Genomic DNA, 14,349 nt, shown 5'->3' with positions numbered 1-14,349 from the left:
GTCCGTCTGGCACAATCACCGCGCGTCCGGCGGTTCGGCGGCAGACGGGCCGGGCCGCATCTGCGCGGACGGACCGTCCCGCACCAGCGCACACGGACCGGCCCGCGTCCGTGCGGACGGGCCTGCGTCCGGGCGGACGGCGGGGCCGCCTCGGCGAGGTATCTGCGGCCACCCCGCGGACGATAGGGTGAAGGCTATGGATCCGCAGACTCTGACCGAACTGCTCGACGTCGCCGTGCTCGACCGGCTCGATCGCATCGATGATCTGCCCGACGACGACCTCGCCCGGTCGAAGGCTCTGCGGAAGGAAGGCTACTCCGCCGAGGTGACCGCGGCCCTGCTCACCCAGGCCCGGCTGCGGAAGGAGGCGGCCGTGAAGCTCGGCCCCTTCGCCGAGGACATGCTCTTCACCCGCGACGGGCTCGCCCAGGCCACCCGACTTCCCGTCGCCGCTCACCACGCTCGCCGCCTCATCGGCGAGGTACCGGACGACGCAGCGTTCCGCATCGCCGACCTCGGGTGCGGCATCGGCGCGAACTCGGTCGCATTCGCCGGAATGGGGGCCCGCGTGTCCGCCGTCGACGCCGACGAGGTCACGGCCGCGATCGCCGCCTTCAACCTCCGCCATCTTCCCGATGCCGCGGTCGAGCATGCCCGCGCCGAGGACGTCGATCTCGCCGGTTTCGACGCCCTGTGGTTCGATCCGGCCCGCCGCACGATCGGCAAGGCCGACAAGCGCGGATCGACGTCCCGGCTCACCGACCCCGAGGCCTTCTCCCCGTCCCTGTCCTGGGTCGTCGACCAGGCGATGCAGGCGAAGGCCGCCGGTGTGAAGCTCGGCCCCGCCCTCGACCACGACCTCATCCCCGGCGAAGCCGAAGCCCAATGGGTCTCCCACAACGGCGAAGTCGTGGAGGTCTGCCTCTACTTCGGCACCGCTCGGCAGCGACCAGGCCGCAGCGCGCTGATCATGGGCGAGCGCACCCTCCTCGTCCACGAGGACGATCTGCCCGAAACGGATGAAGAGGGCATCGGAGAACTCGGCCGGTACCTGCTCGAACCCGATGGAGCGATCGTGCGCGCCGGCCTCGTCACGGCCCTGTGCGCACCCCTGCAGGCCCGCCGGCTCAATCCGACGATCGCGTATCTGACCACCGACGTCGAACCGAGCGGACCGGCCGCCGCCGGAGTCACCGCCTACGAGATCGTCGACGTCCTGCCCGCGAAGATCCCGAGCCTGCGCAAGGAGCTCGTCTCCCGCGGCATCGGCTCGGTCGTGATCAAGAAGCGCGGCGCCGACATCGTGCCCGACCAGGTGCGCCGCCAACTCAAGCTGTCCAAAGGCGACAAGGCGACACTCGTGTTCACCCGCCTCGGCGACAAGCACGTCGTCCTGCTCACGCACCCGCAGAAGGAGACCCCATGACCCGCTCCGACGTCCTCATCACCGCCGGTGAGCTGCTGAGCCGACTGACATCGACACCCCCGCCGAGGCTGCTCGACGTCCGCTGGACCCTGCCCAAACCCGATGGCCGGGACGACTTCGCCGCCGGGCACATCCCCGGCGCGATCTACGTCGACCTCGACACCGAGCTCGCCGACCACGACAGCACCGATGCCACCGCTGGCCGGCACCCGCTGCCGAGCCCCGAGGCGTTCGAGAACATGGTGCGCGCGTGGGGCATCGACACCGACACCGAGGTCGTGGTCTATGACGACAATTCCTCGCTCGGCGCGGCTCGCGCCTGGTGGCTGCTGCGATGGGCCGGGCTGAAGGCGCGCGTTCTCGACGGCGGACTCGCCGCCTACCGGGAGGCCGGCGGTGAGCTCGAGACCGGCGACTCTCGTGCGGTGGAGCCGAGTTCGGTGGAGATCTCTCCCGGCTCCCTGCCCGTCATCGACGCCGACGATGCCGCGGCGTGGAACGGCGTGCTGCTCGATGCCCGTGCCGGTGAGCGCTTCCGCGGGGAGACCGAACCGCTGGACCCGCAGGCCGGGCACATCCCCGGGGCGAAGAACGCCCCGGCCACCGCCAACGTCCCCGCGGGGGCGTTCCTGCCCGAGGCGCTGCTGCGTGAACATTTCGCCGACCTCGGCGCCCTCGATGGACCTGTCGGCGTCTACTGCGGTTCCGGCGTCACCGCCTGCCATAACGCCTTGGCCTTGGCGAGCCTCGGAATCGAGGCGAGTCTCTACCCGGCCAGCTGGTCCGGATGGTCGGCTGACCCGGATCGCCCCGTCGAGACCGGGGCCTGAAACCGAGAATTGCTTCTTGCCGCGCGGGGGCCACTCCTGTGTGTTGTCCCGAGGTCTCCCGCTCTGTTCTCGGGACAATGCCGGTGAGTTCAGGACGATTCGTGCGGGAATTCGGCCGGTTTCACCGCACAGATCGTCCGGAACTCAGCCGCTCGCCATACGCCCAGCGCGCTTCGAGGAGCACGAATCCACGCTCCGCGAATGTCACGAAACGTTATTCAGGGCAAGAAGTACGCGCCGAATCATTGCCCAACTCGACTCAAACCATAACCCTCTCACCACGGATTATGTCGCCATCAGCCCTCTGACCTGGACTGATACCGAAAACCGACGCCGACAATCCTTTTGTAACAATAACGTGACAGAAGATCACAACTTCGTTACAGTGGTGGCTATCGTTCAAGTCAGACAGGCAATGAGAGGAAACCGTGGCACCTAAGCAACACGGCCGCCGCGCCGCCGCTACCAAGGCCAAGACACCGCTGACCGAGCTGAGCGAACTGCTCGCCGCGAACTCCGGGGCATTCGGCCGCCGGGCTGCAGTGGTGGCCGCCAGCGGCGGTCTGCTCACCGCAGCAGTCCTGCCCGCAGCAGGTCAGGGAACCGACGACGAGGCTTCGGTATCCGCCGAGACCGAGAAGCAAGCGCCGGTCGAGTTCAGGAATCAGACACCGACCATCGACGCCGGCAGCGAATCGAAGTCCGGCGATCAGGGCGCTGCGGTCACCGTCGACACCGGCAGCGTCACCGCCGAGGCTGCCCCCAAACCCAAGCCCAAGCCGGCAGCGGCCTCGGAGACTGACGACGATGACTCGAAGCCAGCAGAGAAGACTGCCGACGAACCGAAGGAATCGACCGCTCCCAAGAAGTCATCCGACGATGATGCTCCCTCGGATTCCGGCAAGGACAAGAGCAAGGACGACGGGGCGGACTCCGGCTCCGGGGATGTCAAGGTTCCGGACGGGTCGAAGGCCGAGCAGGTCATCGCCATCGCGAAGCAGTACGTCGGCACTCCATACGTCTCCGGCGGAACCTCGCCCAGCGGATGGGACTGCTCCGGTTACACCTCGTACGTCTACGGCAAGGTCGGCGTGAATCTGCCGCGCACGTCTTCGGCGCAGAAGGGCGCCGGGCAGACCGTCTCGGCCTCCGAGGCGAAGGCGGGCGACATCATCTGGTCACCGGGACATGTCGGCATCTACGCAGGCGACGGCATGATGTACGACGCCGGGAATTCACGCGTAGACACCAGCTACCGCAGCGTCGATTGGATGACAGCGCAGGGCGCCCAGTTCATCCGCGTCCTCTGATCTGTTTCCACCAGAACCCCTCGTCGGCACTCTCACCGGCGAGGGGTTCGTCGTTTCCGGAGAGAATGCCGGAGAGCATGACCGCGCTCACCCGCAGTCGGGTGCCGCGTCGCTTCCCTCGTACTCAGCGGGCAGTTGGCCCGAAGCCTTGAGGTCGCCCTTGAGCCATTTCGCCACGGCTTTCAACGCGTAGGGGTTCGAATCATACGCGGTCACCGCCGACTTCGCCGAGGTGCTGCGCATCGTCCATGGGGCCGCGGTGCCGACGGCAACATCGGCCGAGGTCGACGGACTCAGGCTCACCGAAGTTCCGCCCGATCCGACGCTCAGTCCGACATCCTCGGCCGCCTTCGTCAGTTCGGCCTTCTCCTTGTCGCTGCCTCCGACGATCGAGATCGAGTCCGTACCGTCTAAGGAGCATTCGCCCTTGAGCACGGTCAGGGACTTCTCGGCCACCTCGGTGAGGGTCTTCTTCGCGTCGGAACCGTTCCCAGACTGTCCCGAGTCCTCCGCCTTCACGCTCTTCTGCGCTTCCGCGGTGGCCAGCTGCATGGCGACGACGCGTTCGGACTTCTCCTCGAGGTCCTTCTTCTTCAGCGTCCCATCACCGATGGCTGTGACGATCGCCTTCTGCGCGGCACCCGAGTCCGGTGGCATGAGCGCGAGGTCCGCGCCGGCGGCGAGCGCCTTGACGGTCTCCCCGCCCTTGAGATTCTGCGGCACGGCCTTCATGTTCAGAGCGTCGGTGATGATGACGCCGTCGAAGTCGAGTTTGTCCCGCAGCGCCGAATACGCCTTCTTATTGAGTGTGGCCGGGGTGGTCTTCGCATCGGGCAGGCCGATGTGGCCCATCATCACCATCGGCACGTCGGCCTCGACCGCGGATTTGAACGGCAGAAGGTCCGTGTCCTCGAGCTCGTCGATCGATTTCTCCGACACGGGCAGGCTCTCATGCGAATCCACGCCGAGGCGGCCGTGGCCGGGGAAATGCTTCGCCGAGCTGCCGACGCCTCCGGCCTTGTACCCGGTGACCGCATCGGCGACCACGTCGGCGGCGTCCTTGTGATCGGTGCCGGCCGAACGGACGTTGATCGCTTTGTCCTTCGGCCCCACGGTGACATCGGAGTCCGGGGCGAAGTCGATGGTGAAGCCGAGGTCGGTGAGGTTCTGCCCCTGCGCTATCGTCGCTTCGGTGATGAGATCGGAGTCATCGGTCGCGGCCAGCCCCATGAGCGGCGGGAACGGCAGTGCCGCCGAGCTCAGCCGGGACACCGGTCCGCCTTCCTGGTCGACGCCGATCGACACGGGCTGGCCCTTGGTACGCGCGCCCTTGAGCGCTTTCGTCAGTCCCGTGACCTGGTCGCTCGTCGGGTTCTCCGACAGGTTGTACCCCATGACGATGACCCCGCCGAGGTGGTTCTGCCTGATCATGTGCACCGGAGTCTGCGTGTCCGTACCGTTCCACGTGCCGATGATGAGGGAACCGGCGAGTTCGTCATCGGAGAAGCCGTCGACGATCTCGGCGGCTTCATCTTCGTAATCGGACGGATCGATGTCGGCACGATCCTGCTGCGGAGTCTGCTCGGTCTGTGCCTCGGCCTGCTGGCCGGATCCATCTGGGGACTGCGCTCCATCAGATTCGGGCGCGGCCGTCGAACCGGAACAGCCGACGAGCGCGAGAGTCGTGGTCAGAGCCAGGATGCTCAGGCGAGAACGCAACATGCCTCCATGCTAGACGCTGACCCTGACTCGGCGCCCATTGAACTGCTCACCAGGACGAGCCCGCAACCCGACAGTGCCGACCTGCTCGGGCCGACCCCCTCAGCTTTCCCGAGCCCGGCTGCTTACAGCGCTTCGCCGGCGGCCAAGCGCCGCACGGTCTCCTTCGCTCCACGTTCGTGCAGTGATGTCAGTGCCGCGAGGTACGGTTCGGTGAAGCGCGGATCTTCGGCGAGATCCCCGAAGAACTGCTCCTGTCGGATGAAGGCGAGCGGGTCGGCGTCCTGTGTGCTCGCGACCCTCTGGAGCTCCTCGGCGTAGCGGTCGACGATGGTGAACCGACCGCCGGTTTCGTCGTGGCCTTCGGCGTAGCGGGCCCAGGAGGCGCAGATCGCCGCGGCCACCTCGACGGGATGGCTGGAGACGAGGTTGTCCTTGACGACCGGCAGCAGCCATTTGGGGATGCGGTCGGAGGATTCCGCGCCCAAGCGGGCCAGGGTGTCCCGGATCTCCGGGTTGCTGAACCGCTCGATGAGCGTGTCCTTGTACTCCTCGAGGTCGATGCCGGGCAGGGGTGCCAGGCTCGGTGTGCCCTCGTCATCCATATATCGGCGCAGATAGGTTGCGATATCCGGGTTCTCCATCGCCTCATGGGCGAAGGTGTATCCAGCGAGCAGCCCGAAGTACGCCAGCCCCTGGTGTCCGGAGTTGAGCAGCCGCAGCTTCATGTGCTCATAGGGCTGCACATCGTCGACGACCTGCACCCGCGCCTGTTCGTACGGCGGGCGACCGTCGGTGAAGGCGTCTTCGAGCACCCATTGGAAGAAGGGTTCGGCCACGACCGGCCAGGCGTCGACGACTCGGGTCTCAGCCAGCAGATCGGCCCGGTCGTCATCGGTGGTCGCCGGGGTGATGCGATCGACCATCGAATTCGGGAACGCGACGTTCGTCTCGATCCAGTCGGCGAGTTCGTCATCGACGAGGCGGGCGAAGGCGGTGAACATCTTCGCGGCGACCTCCCCGTTTTCGGAGATGTTGTCACACGACTGCACCGTGAACGCCGGAGTGCCGGCCTCCCGTCGCTGCCTCAGCGCGGCGACGACATACCCGAAGACCGTCGCCGGCAGTGTACCGGCCCGCAGCGCCTCGGCGTCCGCAGCAATTGCGGGCTCATCGGTGATGAACTTCCCGGTGACGGGGTTGACGTTGTACCCGCCCTCGGTGACGGTGAGCGAGACGATGCGGATCGTCGGATCGGTCAGCAGCTCGAGGAGGCCGGCAGGATCGTCGGGACCGAACCGGTAGTCGATGATCGACCCGATGACCCTCCGATCCTTGGTACCGTCCGGATGTTTGAGGGTGAGCGAATAGAGGTGGTCCTGGCCGGCCAGCGCATCACGCATCGCCACATCGTGCGGCAGCACACCGGCGCCGACGATCCCCCAATCGGTGGCCGATCCTGCTTCCATGAGGTCGTCGAGGACCATCGCCATATGCGCTCGGTGGAAACCTCCGACCCCGAAGTGGACGATGCCCGGCCGCACGGCCGACCGATCATAGGTGGGCACGGTGATGCCGCGGTCGGCCACCTCGGCGAGGTTCTGCTCAGACAGATCGAGGTTCCGCGCGGACGCGGCCAGGGTGGGGCCGCCTCGGCGGGGATCGGAGTTTCCGGCAGGGGTCGGTGCGGTCATTTGACGGCTCCCATGGACAGGCCCTGGACGAGTTTGTCCTGGGCGGCGATTCCGGCGACGAGCACCGGCACGGAGATGATGAGCGAGGCCGCGCACACCTGGGACAGGAACAGCCCCTGGGAGGTGACGAAGCTCGTGAGGAACACCGGAGCCGTCGACGCCGCGGTCGAGGTGAGCACGGTGGCGAAGAGGAGTTCGTTCCACGAGAAGATGAAGCAGATGAGCGCCGTGGCGGCCAGTCCCGGCGCGGTCAGCGGCAGCAGGATCTGCACGAACACGCGTGGCAGCCGCGCGCCGTCGAGTTCGGCGGCCTCGAGGACTTCGATGGGCACCTCGGCGAGGAAGGAGCGCATCATCCACACCGCGATCGGCATGTTCATCGCCGAGTAGATGATGATGAGCAGCAGCCACGTGTCGAGGATGCCGGTTGATTTCGCGACGAGGTAGACGGGCAGGAGACCGGCGACCATCGGCAGCATCTTCGTCGAGAGCAGGAAGAAGAGCACATCGGACCAGCGTTCGATGCGACGGATGGCCAGGGAATACGCGGCCATCGTCGACAGGACGAGGACGATGAGGGTCGAGACGATCGCGGCCACGGCCGAGTTGATGAGGAACGGCCACGGGTTCGCGCCGTTGCCGCCGCCGAAGAAGTTCACATACGAGTCGAGTGTGAGCGGGGCGAAGAAGCTCGGCGGATTCGTCGAAGCGTCGGTCTCGGCGTGGAGGCTGGTCAGCAGCATCCACAACAGCGGTGAGACGAACAGCAGCCCGACGAGCCAGGCCAGCAGGCCGAGCAGGATCTTTCCGGTCCGACCTTGGCCGGGCCGCCTCGGTGCGTTCGCCTTCAGCCGAGGCGGCCCCGCAGAACCGGGTGAGCCGGGTTCGGTCGGGGTGATGCCAGGCTCGGGGCGGGTGCTCAGGGGCGCCTGGGTCTCGGGGGTGCTCATGAGTTCTCCTCCTTGAGCAGGGTGGATGCGGTGCGCAGGGCGAAGGTCGCGATGATGAGCGAGGCGATGACGACGATGACGCCGACGGCCGAGGAGACTCCGTAGTCCTGCGCGACGAAGAACTCCTGGTAGATGACGTAGGGCAGGGTGGCGGTGCCCAGTCCGCCGGAGGTCATGGTGAAGACCATGTCGAAGTTCTGGACGATGTAGATCGTGCCCAGCAGGGCGGCGAGTTCGATGTAGCGGCGCAGATGCGGCAGAGTGATGAAGCGGAAGGTCTGCCAGGGTCCGGCGCCGTCGACGAGCGCCGCCTCGTAGACGTCCATCGGCCGTGACTGGAGTCCGGCGAGCATGATGAGCATCATGAACGGCGTCCACTGCCACACGAGCACGAGCCCGATACCCAGCAGCGGTGAGGAGGACATGAGGTCCGGCTGCGGGGCGTTGTCACCGAAGACCACGGTCAGCAGCCCGTTGAGCAGACCGTACGACGGGTTGAAGATCGCGTGCTTGAACAGCAGCGCCGCGGCCACGGGCACGACGAGGAACGGGGTGATCATCAGGGTGCGGACGAATCCGCGGCCGATGAACTTCCGGTCGAGCAGCAGCGCGATGCCCAACCCCAACAGCGCCGAGGCGAGCACCACCCCGACCGTGAGTCCGACGGTGACGAGCACGGCTCGCAGCAGGTTCGCGTCGGTGAACACGGTGACGTAGTTCTGGAGCGTGCCGAACGCGATGTCATCGGGGTACGCCGCGTTCCAGTTCATGAACGAGATGATGATCGTGATCGCGAACGGGATCTGGGTGACGATGATGACGAAGATCAGCGCCGGCAGCATGGGCGCGCGTTTGAGCCATCTGTCCTTGGCTGGGGTCTTCGGCGGCGTGATCGGTCTCGATGCACGCTCGGCGGCGGGTGCTGACACGTCGAACATCCTTCGCATTGTGGGGCGGTGGTGGGGCTGAAGCGGGTGCGGCCTCGGGGCTGGGGTCGCTCCTCGGGGGCAGGGTCTGCGCGGGCGAGGGCCTGCACCTCGGGGCGCGGTCGATCTTCCGCCCCGAGGCTGCGCAGTCAACGCTGAGGCCGCACGGTCACTTCTTGTATTTGTCTCCGACCTTCTCGGCTTCCTTCTGGCCCTTCTCCAGCGCCTTGTCCGCGGTGGTGCGTCCGGCGATCGCGGAGCTGACGTCTTCGGAGATGCCTGTGGCGAGGTCCGCGAACTCCGGGATCGTCACGAACTGCACGCCCAGTGTCGGCCGCGGCTGGACACCCGGGTTCTCCGGATCGGCCGAGTTGATGGCATCCTCGGTCTGTTTGTAGAAGGGTTTCGCGGCCTTCTGGTAGTCCGCGTTCTCATAGGTCGAGGTCCGTTTGCCGGCCGGCACGTGCTGCCAGCCGAGCTCTTCGGCCACGGTCTCCTCGTAGTCCTTCGACGAGGCCCATGCGACGAACTGCTTCGCGGCGTCCTGGTTCTTGCCCGCGGCCTGGATGCCCCAGGCCCAGGTATAGAGCCACGAGCTCGACTCGGTCTCCTTCACCGGGGCGGCGACATAGCCGATCTTGCCCTTGACCGGTGAGTCATCGGCTTCGAGGGTGCCGCTGGCGGCCGTCGAGTCGTACCACATGGCGACCTTGCCCTGCTGCAGGTTCGTCAGGCATTCGGTGTACCCGGCCTGCGGGGCACCGGATTCGCCGTGGTCCTTGATGAGGTCGACGTAGAAGTTCGTCGCCTCCTTGAACTCCTTCGAATCGACCTGCGCGTTCCAGTCCTCGTCGAACCAGGTACCGCCGAAGGTGTTGACCACCGTCGTCAGGGGCGCGAACATCTCACCCCAGCCGGGCAGGCCGCGCAGGCAGATGCCCTTCGTGCCCTTCTCCGCCCCGTCGACCTTCGCCGCGAGCTTCGCGACCTCGTCCCAGGTCGGGTTCTCCGGCATCTCGACTCCGGCCTTGTCGAAGATGTCCGTGCGGTACATGAGGAACGAGCCCTCACCGTAGAAGGGTTCGCCGTAGATCGTGTCATCGACGCTCAGCGATTCGGCCATGGGGGTGAGGATGTCGTCCTGGTCGAAGCCCTCGGCATCGGCGACGCCCTCGTCCATGGGGGTCAGCCACTTGTTGTTCGCATACGTCGGGACTTCGTAGTTCGACATCGACGCGACGTCGTAGTTGCCGGCTTGGGCTGCGAATTCCTGTCCGATCTTCGCTCGCACCTCGTTCTCCGGCAGCACGGTGTAATTGACCTTGATGCCGGTGTCCTTGGTGAAGTGGTCGGCCGTGAGCTTCTGCAGGTCCTGCATCTGCGGATTGTTGACCATGAGGACATTGACCTCATCGCCTCCCCCGCCGCTGGAGCTGCCGCCGGCCCCGCCGCACCCAGAGAGTGCGAGTGCTCCGACCATGCCGATGGCCGCCCAGGTGGCTCCTCGGCCCGTGATCTGGTGTTTCATCGTTGTGCCTTCCCTCATCATCGCGGGATTGCCGCCCGCCATCGGGTTCGCTTCGAGAAATTCATATGAGCATCGGTGCTCATATGTGCAATACTGTGTCACGGAACACACAGATGTGCAAGACTTCACATATGAGCGAACACAAGGTCGTCGACGCCGAAGGGAGGATGATGAGCACAGCACCCACTGCCCGCCACCGCAGATTCCTCGCGCAGCTGGCCCGCGATCACTACCTCGAGGGCCGGTCGAAGGTCGAGATCGGCAAGGCCAACGGGCTGAGCCGATTCCAAGTCGCCCGCCTCCTCCAGGAGGCCGTCGACACCGGGGTCGTCACGATCACGATCGAGACCGATGCCGGTGAAGGCGACAGCCTGTCCGAACGCACGGCTGCCTCCCTCGGCCTGGACTCGGTCGTCATCGTCGACATCCCCGACCAGGCCGAGGCCTCCCAGCAGATGGGCCGGGCCGCCCTCGCACTCGTCGGCCGCAGGGCCCGGGCGGGGATGCGCATCGGCCTGTCCTGGTCGCGCACCCTCGACGCTGCGGCCGCGTTCACTCCGGCCCTGCCGCGGTGCACGATCGTGCAGCTCGCCGGTGCGCTGCGGCTCGAATCCCACCGCCCCAGCTCCGAGATCTTCACCCGGCTGGGACAGGATCCGGCCGTGAGCGTGGTCCGCCTGCCGGCCCCGCTGCTCGTCACCGAGGCCGAGACCGCCTCCGACCTGCGCGCCCTGCCCGAGATCTCGGGCACGCTCGCCGCCGCCGACGACCTCGATCTCGCCGTGGTCTCCGTCGCCTCGTGGGCCGAGGGGCTGTCCTCGGTGTGGGAGAAGTGCACCCCCGCCCAGCGTCAGGCTGGCATCGATGACGGTGCCGTCGCCGAGGCGTCCGGGCGTCTCTTCGATGCCGCCGGTGAGGACGTGACCACGATCGATGATCGCGTCATCGCCGTCACTCTCGACCAGCTGCGCCGGGCCACGACGACCGTCGGGGTCGCCCGCGGGGCCGAACGCGCCCGTGCGGTGCTGGCGGCGTGTGCGGCGGGCATTCTCGACGTCGCCGTCATCGACCGTGCCCTCGCCGACGCCGTGCTCGCCGAATTTGACCCGGACGAGGCCACACCCGACGAGGTTGGTCCCACCGAGGCCGCTCCCACCGAGGCCGCTCCCACCGAGGCTGCTCCCACCGAGGCTGCTCCCGCCGAGGAGGAGTCATGACCGTCGCCCGCCGCCTCGTTGCCGGCATCGATTCCTCGACGCAGAGCTGCAAGGTCGTCATCGCCGACCCCGACACGGGCGACATCCTGCGTACCGGTTCGGCCCCGCACCCTCCCGGCACCGAGGTCGACCCGGAGGAATGGTGGACCGCACTGCAGGAGGCGATCGAGTCCGCCGGCGGCTTCGACGATGTCGCGGCCGTGAGCATCAGCGGCCAGCAGCACGGACTCGTCGCCCTCGATGCCGAAGGCCGCGTCATCCGTGACGCTCTGCTGTGGAATGACCTGCGCAGCGACGCTGCCGCCCGGGATCTCATCGCCGAGGTCGGGGCCGGGGATTTCGTCGCCCGCACCGGTGTCCTGCCGGTGGCCTCCTTCACCGGCGCGAAGCTGCGCTGGCTGCGTGACGCCGAACCGGACAATGCCGCCGAGGTGGCCGCCGTCGCTCTCCCCCACGATTGGCTGACCTGGCGGCTCCTCGGTTACGGCCCCGCCGGCTCTTCGACCCGCGGGCCCGTCCTCGATGCCCTCGTCACCGACGCCTCCGACGCCAGCGGCACGGCCTACTTCGATCCGGCCTCGGGCGAATACGATCTCGATCTCTTCCGCATCGCCTTCGGTGCGCACGCCCGTGAAGCCGTGGGCACCGGCTCAGCAGCAGGCACCGGCACGAGCACCGGCGCCGCCTCGAACCCCGACCATACGGCCACGACCGTCGGCACCGACCCGAGCGCCACCTCGGCGATCATCCTTCCCCGGGTCCTCGCCCCCAACGAGGCGGCCGGGCACACGGCCGAGGGCATCCTCGTCGGGCCCGGGGCCGGAGACAATGCTGCGGCCGCACTGGGACTCGGGGTCACCTCGGGGGATGTCGTCGTCTCGATCGGGACCTCGGGCACCGTCTTCGGCACCACGGACCTGCCCATCGCCGACCGCAGCGGCACGGTCGCCGGCTTCGCCTCCGCCGACGGAGGGCGATTGCCGTTGGTCGCGACCCTCAACGCCGCGCGGGTCCTCGTCTCGGCGAGCACCCTGCTGCGCATCAGCCACGACGAGGTCGCGGCCCTGGCCCTGGCCTCGAGGCCGGGGGCGAACGGGATCACGCTCGTGCCCTACTTCGAGGGCGAGCGCACCCCGAACCTGCCCGATGCCACCGCCCGGCTCGAGGGGATGACCCTGGCCAACGCCTCGGCCGAGAACGTCGCCCGGGCCTTCGTCGAGGGCATGCTCTGCGGACTCGCGGACGGACTCGACGCGGTCCTCGCGCAAGGTCTCGAATCCCGCCGTCTGCTCATCATCGGCGGGGCGGCCAGGAATCCAGCGGTCCGCGAGGTCGCCCGCGACATCTTCACGGTGCCTATCGATGTTCCCGAACAGGCCGAGTACGTGGCCATCGGTGCCGCCCGGCAGGCGGCATGGACGCTGACCGGGTCGCTGCCTGAGTGGCCGGTCGAACTCGTCGCCACCCTGCATCCGAGACCGTCTCGGGTGCGGCAGCAGTACCGGACTTATACGCACGAGAACTCACTGCACGATCACCGTCGATCATCGGATGCGTCCGCATCCGCGAAAGGTTGAGAACACCATGGCCACTGTCACCTTCGACAAAGCACTGCGTCAGTACCCCGAGGCACTGGCACCCTCCGTCGACGAGATCAGTCTCGACATCGACGACGGGGAGTTCCTCGTCCTCGTCGGGCCCTCCGGCTGCGGGAAATCGACGACCCTGCGCATGCTCGCCGGGCTCGAACCCGTCGATTCCGGACACATCCGCATCGGCGACAACGACGTCACTGCGCTCTCTCCACGCGAACGCGATATCGCGATGGTCTTCCAGAACTATGCGCTCTACCCGCACATGAGCGTACGCGAGAACATGGCCTTCGCCCTCAAGATCGCGGGCGTGACGAAGAAGGAACGGGACGAACGCGTCGAGGAGGCCGCCCGGCTGCTCGACCTCGAGCCCTTCCTCGACCGCAAACCCAAGGCGCTGTCCGGCGGACAGCGGCAGCGCGTAGCGATGGGCCGGGCGATCGTCCGCTCCCCGCAGGTCTTCCTCATGGACGAGCCGCTGTCGAACCTCGATGCGAAGCTGCGGGTGCAGACCCGCGCGCAGATCGCGTCACTGACGCGCCGCCTCGGCGTGACCACCGTCTATGTCACCCATGACCAGGTCGAGGCGATGACGATGGGCGACCGGGTCGCCGTCCTCGCCGACGGGCGCCTCCAGCAGGTCGACACGCCCGCGAACCTCTACGACCGTCCGGCGAACCTCTTCGTCGCAGGGTTCATGGGATCTCCCGCGATGAACCTCGTCGAGGTCGGTCTCGAGGGATCGACGCTGCGCCTCGGCGACGTGCAGATCGAACTCAGCGCGGAGCAGCGCGGCCAGGTCACGGGTGAGACGGTCACCGTGGGAGTGCGTCCCGAGGATCTGCACACCGAGGGTGAGCACGGCTTCGATGTCACTGTCGACCTCGTCGAGGAGCTCGGCGCCGATGCCTATGTGCACGGGCGGGCGGGTCTGCCCGGCGAAGAGAGGACGGTCGTGGCCCGGGTCGCCGGGCGGTCGACGATCCGCCGCGGTGACAGAGTCCGGGTCGTGCCGGATGCCGCGCGTCTGCATCTCTTCGACACCGAATCGGGACGACGGATCGTCGAGGGTGTGCGGCAGGCCGCGTGAGGACAGCGCGCGATCACACAGTCCGAAACGCACCGCCGAATCAGGCGAAACGGGTCCGCGCGATTAT

11 protein-coding genes are annotated in these 14,349 nt (G+C 67.3%); 6 read left to right on the top strand and 5 right to left on the bottom strand.

What is annotated here, in order from left to right:
- Positions 1-196: 196 nt before the first annotated feature.
- The 3 genes from HK401_RS03045 to HK401_RS03035 all read left to right on the top strand — a co-directional run bounded on the left by HK401_RS03045 (position 197) and on the right by HK401_RS03035 (position 3,566).
- Positions 197-1,426 (top strand): class I SAM-dependent methyltransferase, encoded by a 1,230-nt coding sequence (locus tag HK401_RS03045; protein ID WP_181273174.1) that lies wholly within the window; start codon positions 197-199, stop codon positions 1,424-1,426.
- On the top strand, positions 1,423-2,256 hold the full coding sequence (locus HK401_RS03040; RefSeq protein ID WP_181273173.1) for a sulfurtransferase: 834 nt from the start codon (positions 1,423-1,425) through the stop codon (positions 2,254-2,256). Before HK401_RS03045 ends, HK401_RS03040 begins: the two co-directional genes overlap by 4 nt.
- 428 nt (positions 2,257-2,684) lie before the next feature.
- Positions 2,685-3,566: a C40 family peptidase gene (locus tag HK401_RS03035; RefSeq protein ID WP_181273171.1), complete on the top strand. Its 882-nt coding sequence runs from the start codon at positions 2,685-2,687 to the stop codon at positions 3,564-3,566.
- An 87-nt stretch (positions 3,567-3,653) separates the two neighbouring features.
- Here HK401_RS03035 and HK401_RS03030 read toward each other — a convergent pair whose 3' ends face one another.
- The 5 genes from HK401_RS03030 to HK401_RS03010 form a co-directional block, all read right to left on the bottom strand.
- The gene (locus HK401_RS03030) at positions 3,654-5,288 is read right to left on the bottom strand and encodes a glycoside hydrolase family 3 N-terminal domain-containing protein (RefSeq protein ID WP_258233931.1); all 1,635 of its coding nucleotides are present in this window, start codon (positions 5,286-5,288) and stop codon (positions 3,654-3,656) included.
- A 122-nt stretch (positions 5,289-5,410) separates the two neighbouring features.
- Positions 5,411-6,979 carry a mannitol dehydrogenase family protein gene (locus tag HK401_RS03025; RefSeq protein WP_181273169.1) on the bottom strand — a complete coding sequence of 523 codons (1,569 nt, stop codon included), beginning with the start codon at positions 6,977-6,979 and terminating at the stop codon, positions 5,411-5,413.
- Entirely contained in the window at positions 6,976-7,929 is a 954-nt protein-coding gene (locus tag HK401_RS03020) for a carbohydrate ABC transporter permease (protein WP_258233930.1), read from the bottom strand. The genes HK401_RS03025 and HK401_RS03020 overlap by 4 nt, the downstream gene beginning before the upstream one ends.
- Positions 7,926-8,867, bottom strand: coding sequence for a carbohydrate ABC transporter permease (locus HK401_RS03015; RefSeq protein ID WP_258233929.1), 942 nt, complete (start codon positions 8,865-8,867; stop codon positions 7,926-7,928). The genes HK401_RS03020 and HK401_RS03015 overlap by 4 nt, the downstream gene beginning before the upstream one ends.
- A 157-nt stretch (positions 8,868-9,024) precedes the next feature.
- On the bottom strand, positions 9,025-10,383 hold the full coding sequence (locus HK401_RS03010) for an ABC transporter substrate-binding protein (protein ID WP_181273167.1): 1,359 nt from the start codon (positions 10,381-10,383) through the stop codon (positions 9,025-9,027).
- Between the two features lie 131 nt (positions 10,384-10,514).
- On the opposite strand from HK401_RS03010, the gene HK401_RS03005 reads away from it, so the two are divergent.
- The 3 genes from HK401_RS03005 to HK401_RS02995 are packed head-to-tail and all read left to right on the top strand — an operon-like array spanning position 10,515 to position 14,282.
- Positions 10,515-11,600 (top strand): sugar-binding transcriptional regulator, encoded by a 1,086-nt coding sequence (locus HK401_RS03005; protein WP_181273166.1) that lies wholly within the window; start codon positions 10,515-10,517, stop codon positions 11,598-11,600.
- The gene (locus HK401_RS03000) at positions 11,597-13,177 is read left to right on the top strand and encodes a xylulokinase (RefSeq protein ID WP_181273165.1); all 1,581 of its coding nucleotides are present in this window, start codon (positions 11,597-11,599) and stop codon (positions 13,175-13,177) included. Before HK401_RS03005 ends, HK401_RS03000 begins: the two co-directional genes overlap by 4 nt.
- Before the next feature lie 7 nt (positions 13,178-13,184).
- On the top strand, positions 13,185-14,282 hold the full coding sequence (locus tag HK401_RS02995) for an ABC transporter ATP-binding protein (RefSeq protein WP_181273164.1): 1,098 nt from the start codon (positions 13,185-13,187) through the stop codon (positions 14,280-14,282).
- Positions 14,283-14,349: the final 67 nt, after the last annotated feature.

The organism is Brevibacterium oceani, assembly GCF_013623835.1.
In the GTDB taxonomy this organism is placed as follows: domain Bacteria; phylum Actinomycetota; class Actinomycetes; order Actinomycetales; family Brevibacteriaceae; genus Brevibacterium; species Brevibacterium oceani.
This window is presented reverse-complemented; position numbering and strand designations above follow the sequence as displayed.

Excerpts from the sequence above, each read along its gene's own strand:
- HK401_RS03020 (WP_258233930.1), bottom strand. The coding sequence starts at position 7,929 with ATGAGCACCCCCGAGACCCAGGCGCCCCTGAGCACCCGCCCCGAGCCT.
- HK401_RS03005 (WP_181273166.1), top strand. The coding sequence starts at position 10,515 with ATGAGCGAACACAAGGTCGTCGACGCCGAAGGGAGGATGATGAGCACA.
- HK401_RS02995 (WP_181273164.1), top strand. The coding sequence starts at position 13,185 with ATGGCCACTGTCACCTTCGACAAAGCACTGCGTCAGTACCCCGAGGCA.
- HK401_RS03000 (WP_181273165.1), top strand. The coding sequence starts at position 11,597 with ATGACCGTCGCCCGCCGCCTCGTTGCCGGCATCGATTCCTCGACGCAG.
- HK401_RS03025 (WP_181273169.1), bottom strand. The coding sequence starts at position 6,979 with ATGACCGCACCGACCCCTGCCGGAAACTCCGATCCCCGCCGAGGCGGC.
- HK401_RS03015 (WP_258233929.1), bottom strand. The coding sequence starts at position 8,867 with ATGTTCGACGTGTCAGCACCCGCCGCCGAGCGTGCATCGAGACCGATC.
- HK401_RS03045 (WP_181273174.1), top strand. The coding sequence starts at position 197 with ATGGATCCGCAGACTCTGACCGAACTGCTCGACGTCGCCGTGCTCGAC.
- HK401_RS03030 (WP_258233931.1), bottom strand. The coding sequence starts at position 5,288 with ATGTTGCGTTCTCGCCTGAGCATCCTGGCTCTGACCACGACTCTCGCG.
- HK401_RS03010 (WP_181273167.1), bottom strand. The coding sequence starts at position 10,383 with ATGAAACACCAGATCACGGGCCGAGGAGCCACCTGGGCGGCCATCGGC.
- HK401_RS03040 (WP_181273173.1), top strand. The coding sequence starts at position 1,423 with ATGACCCGCTCCGACGTCCTCATCACCGCCGGTGAGCTGCTGAGCCGA.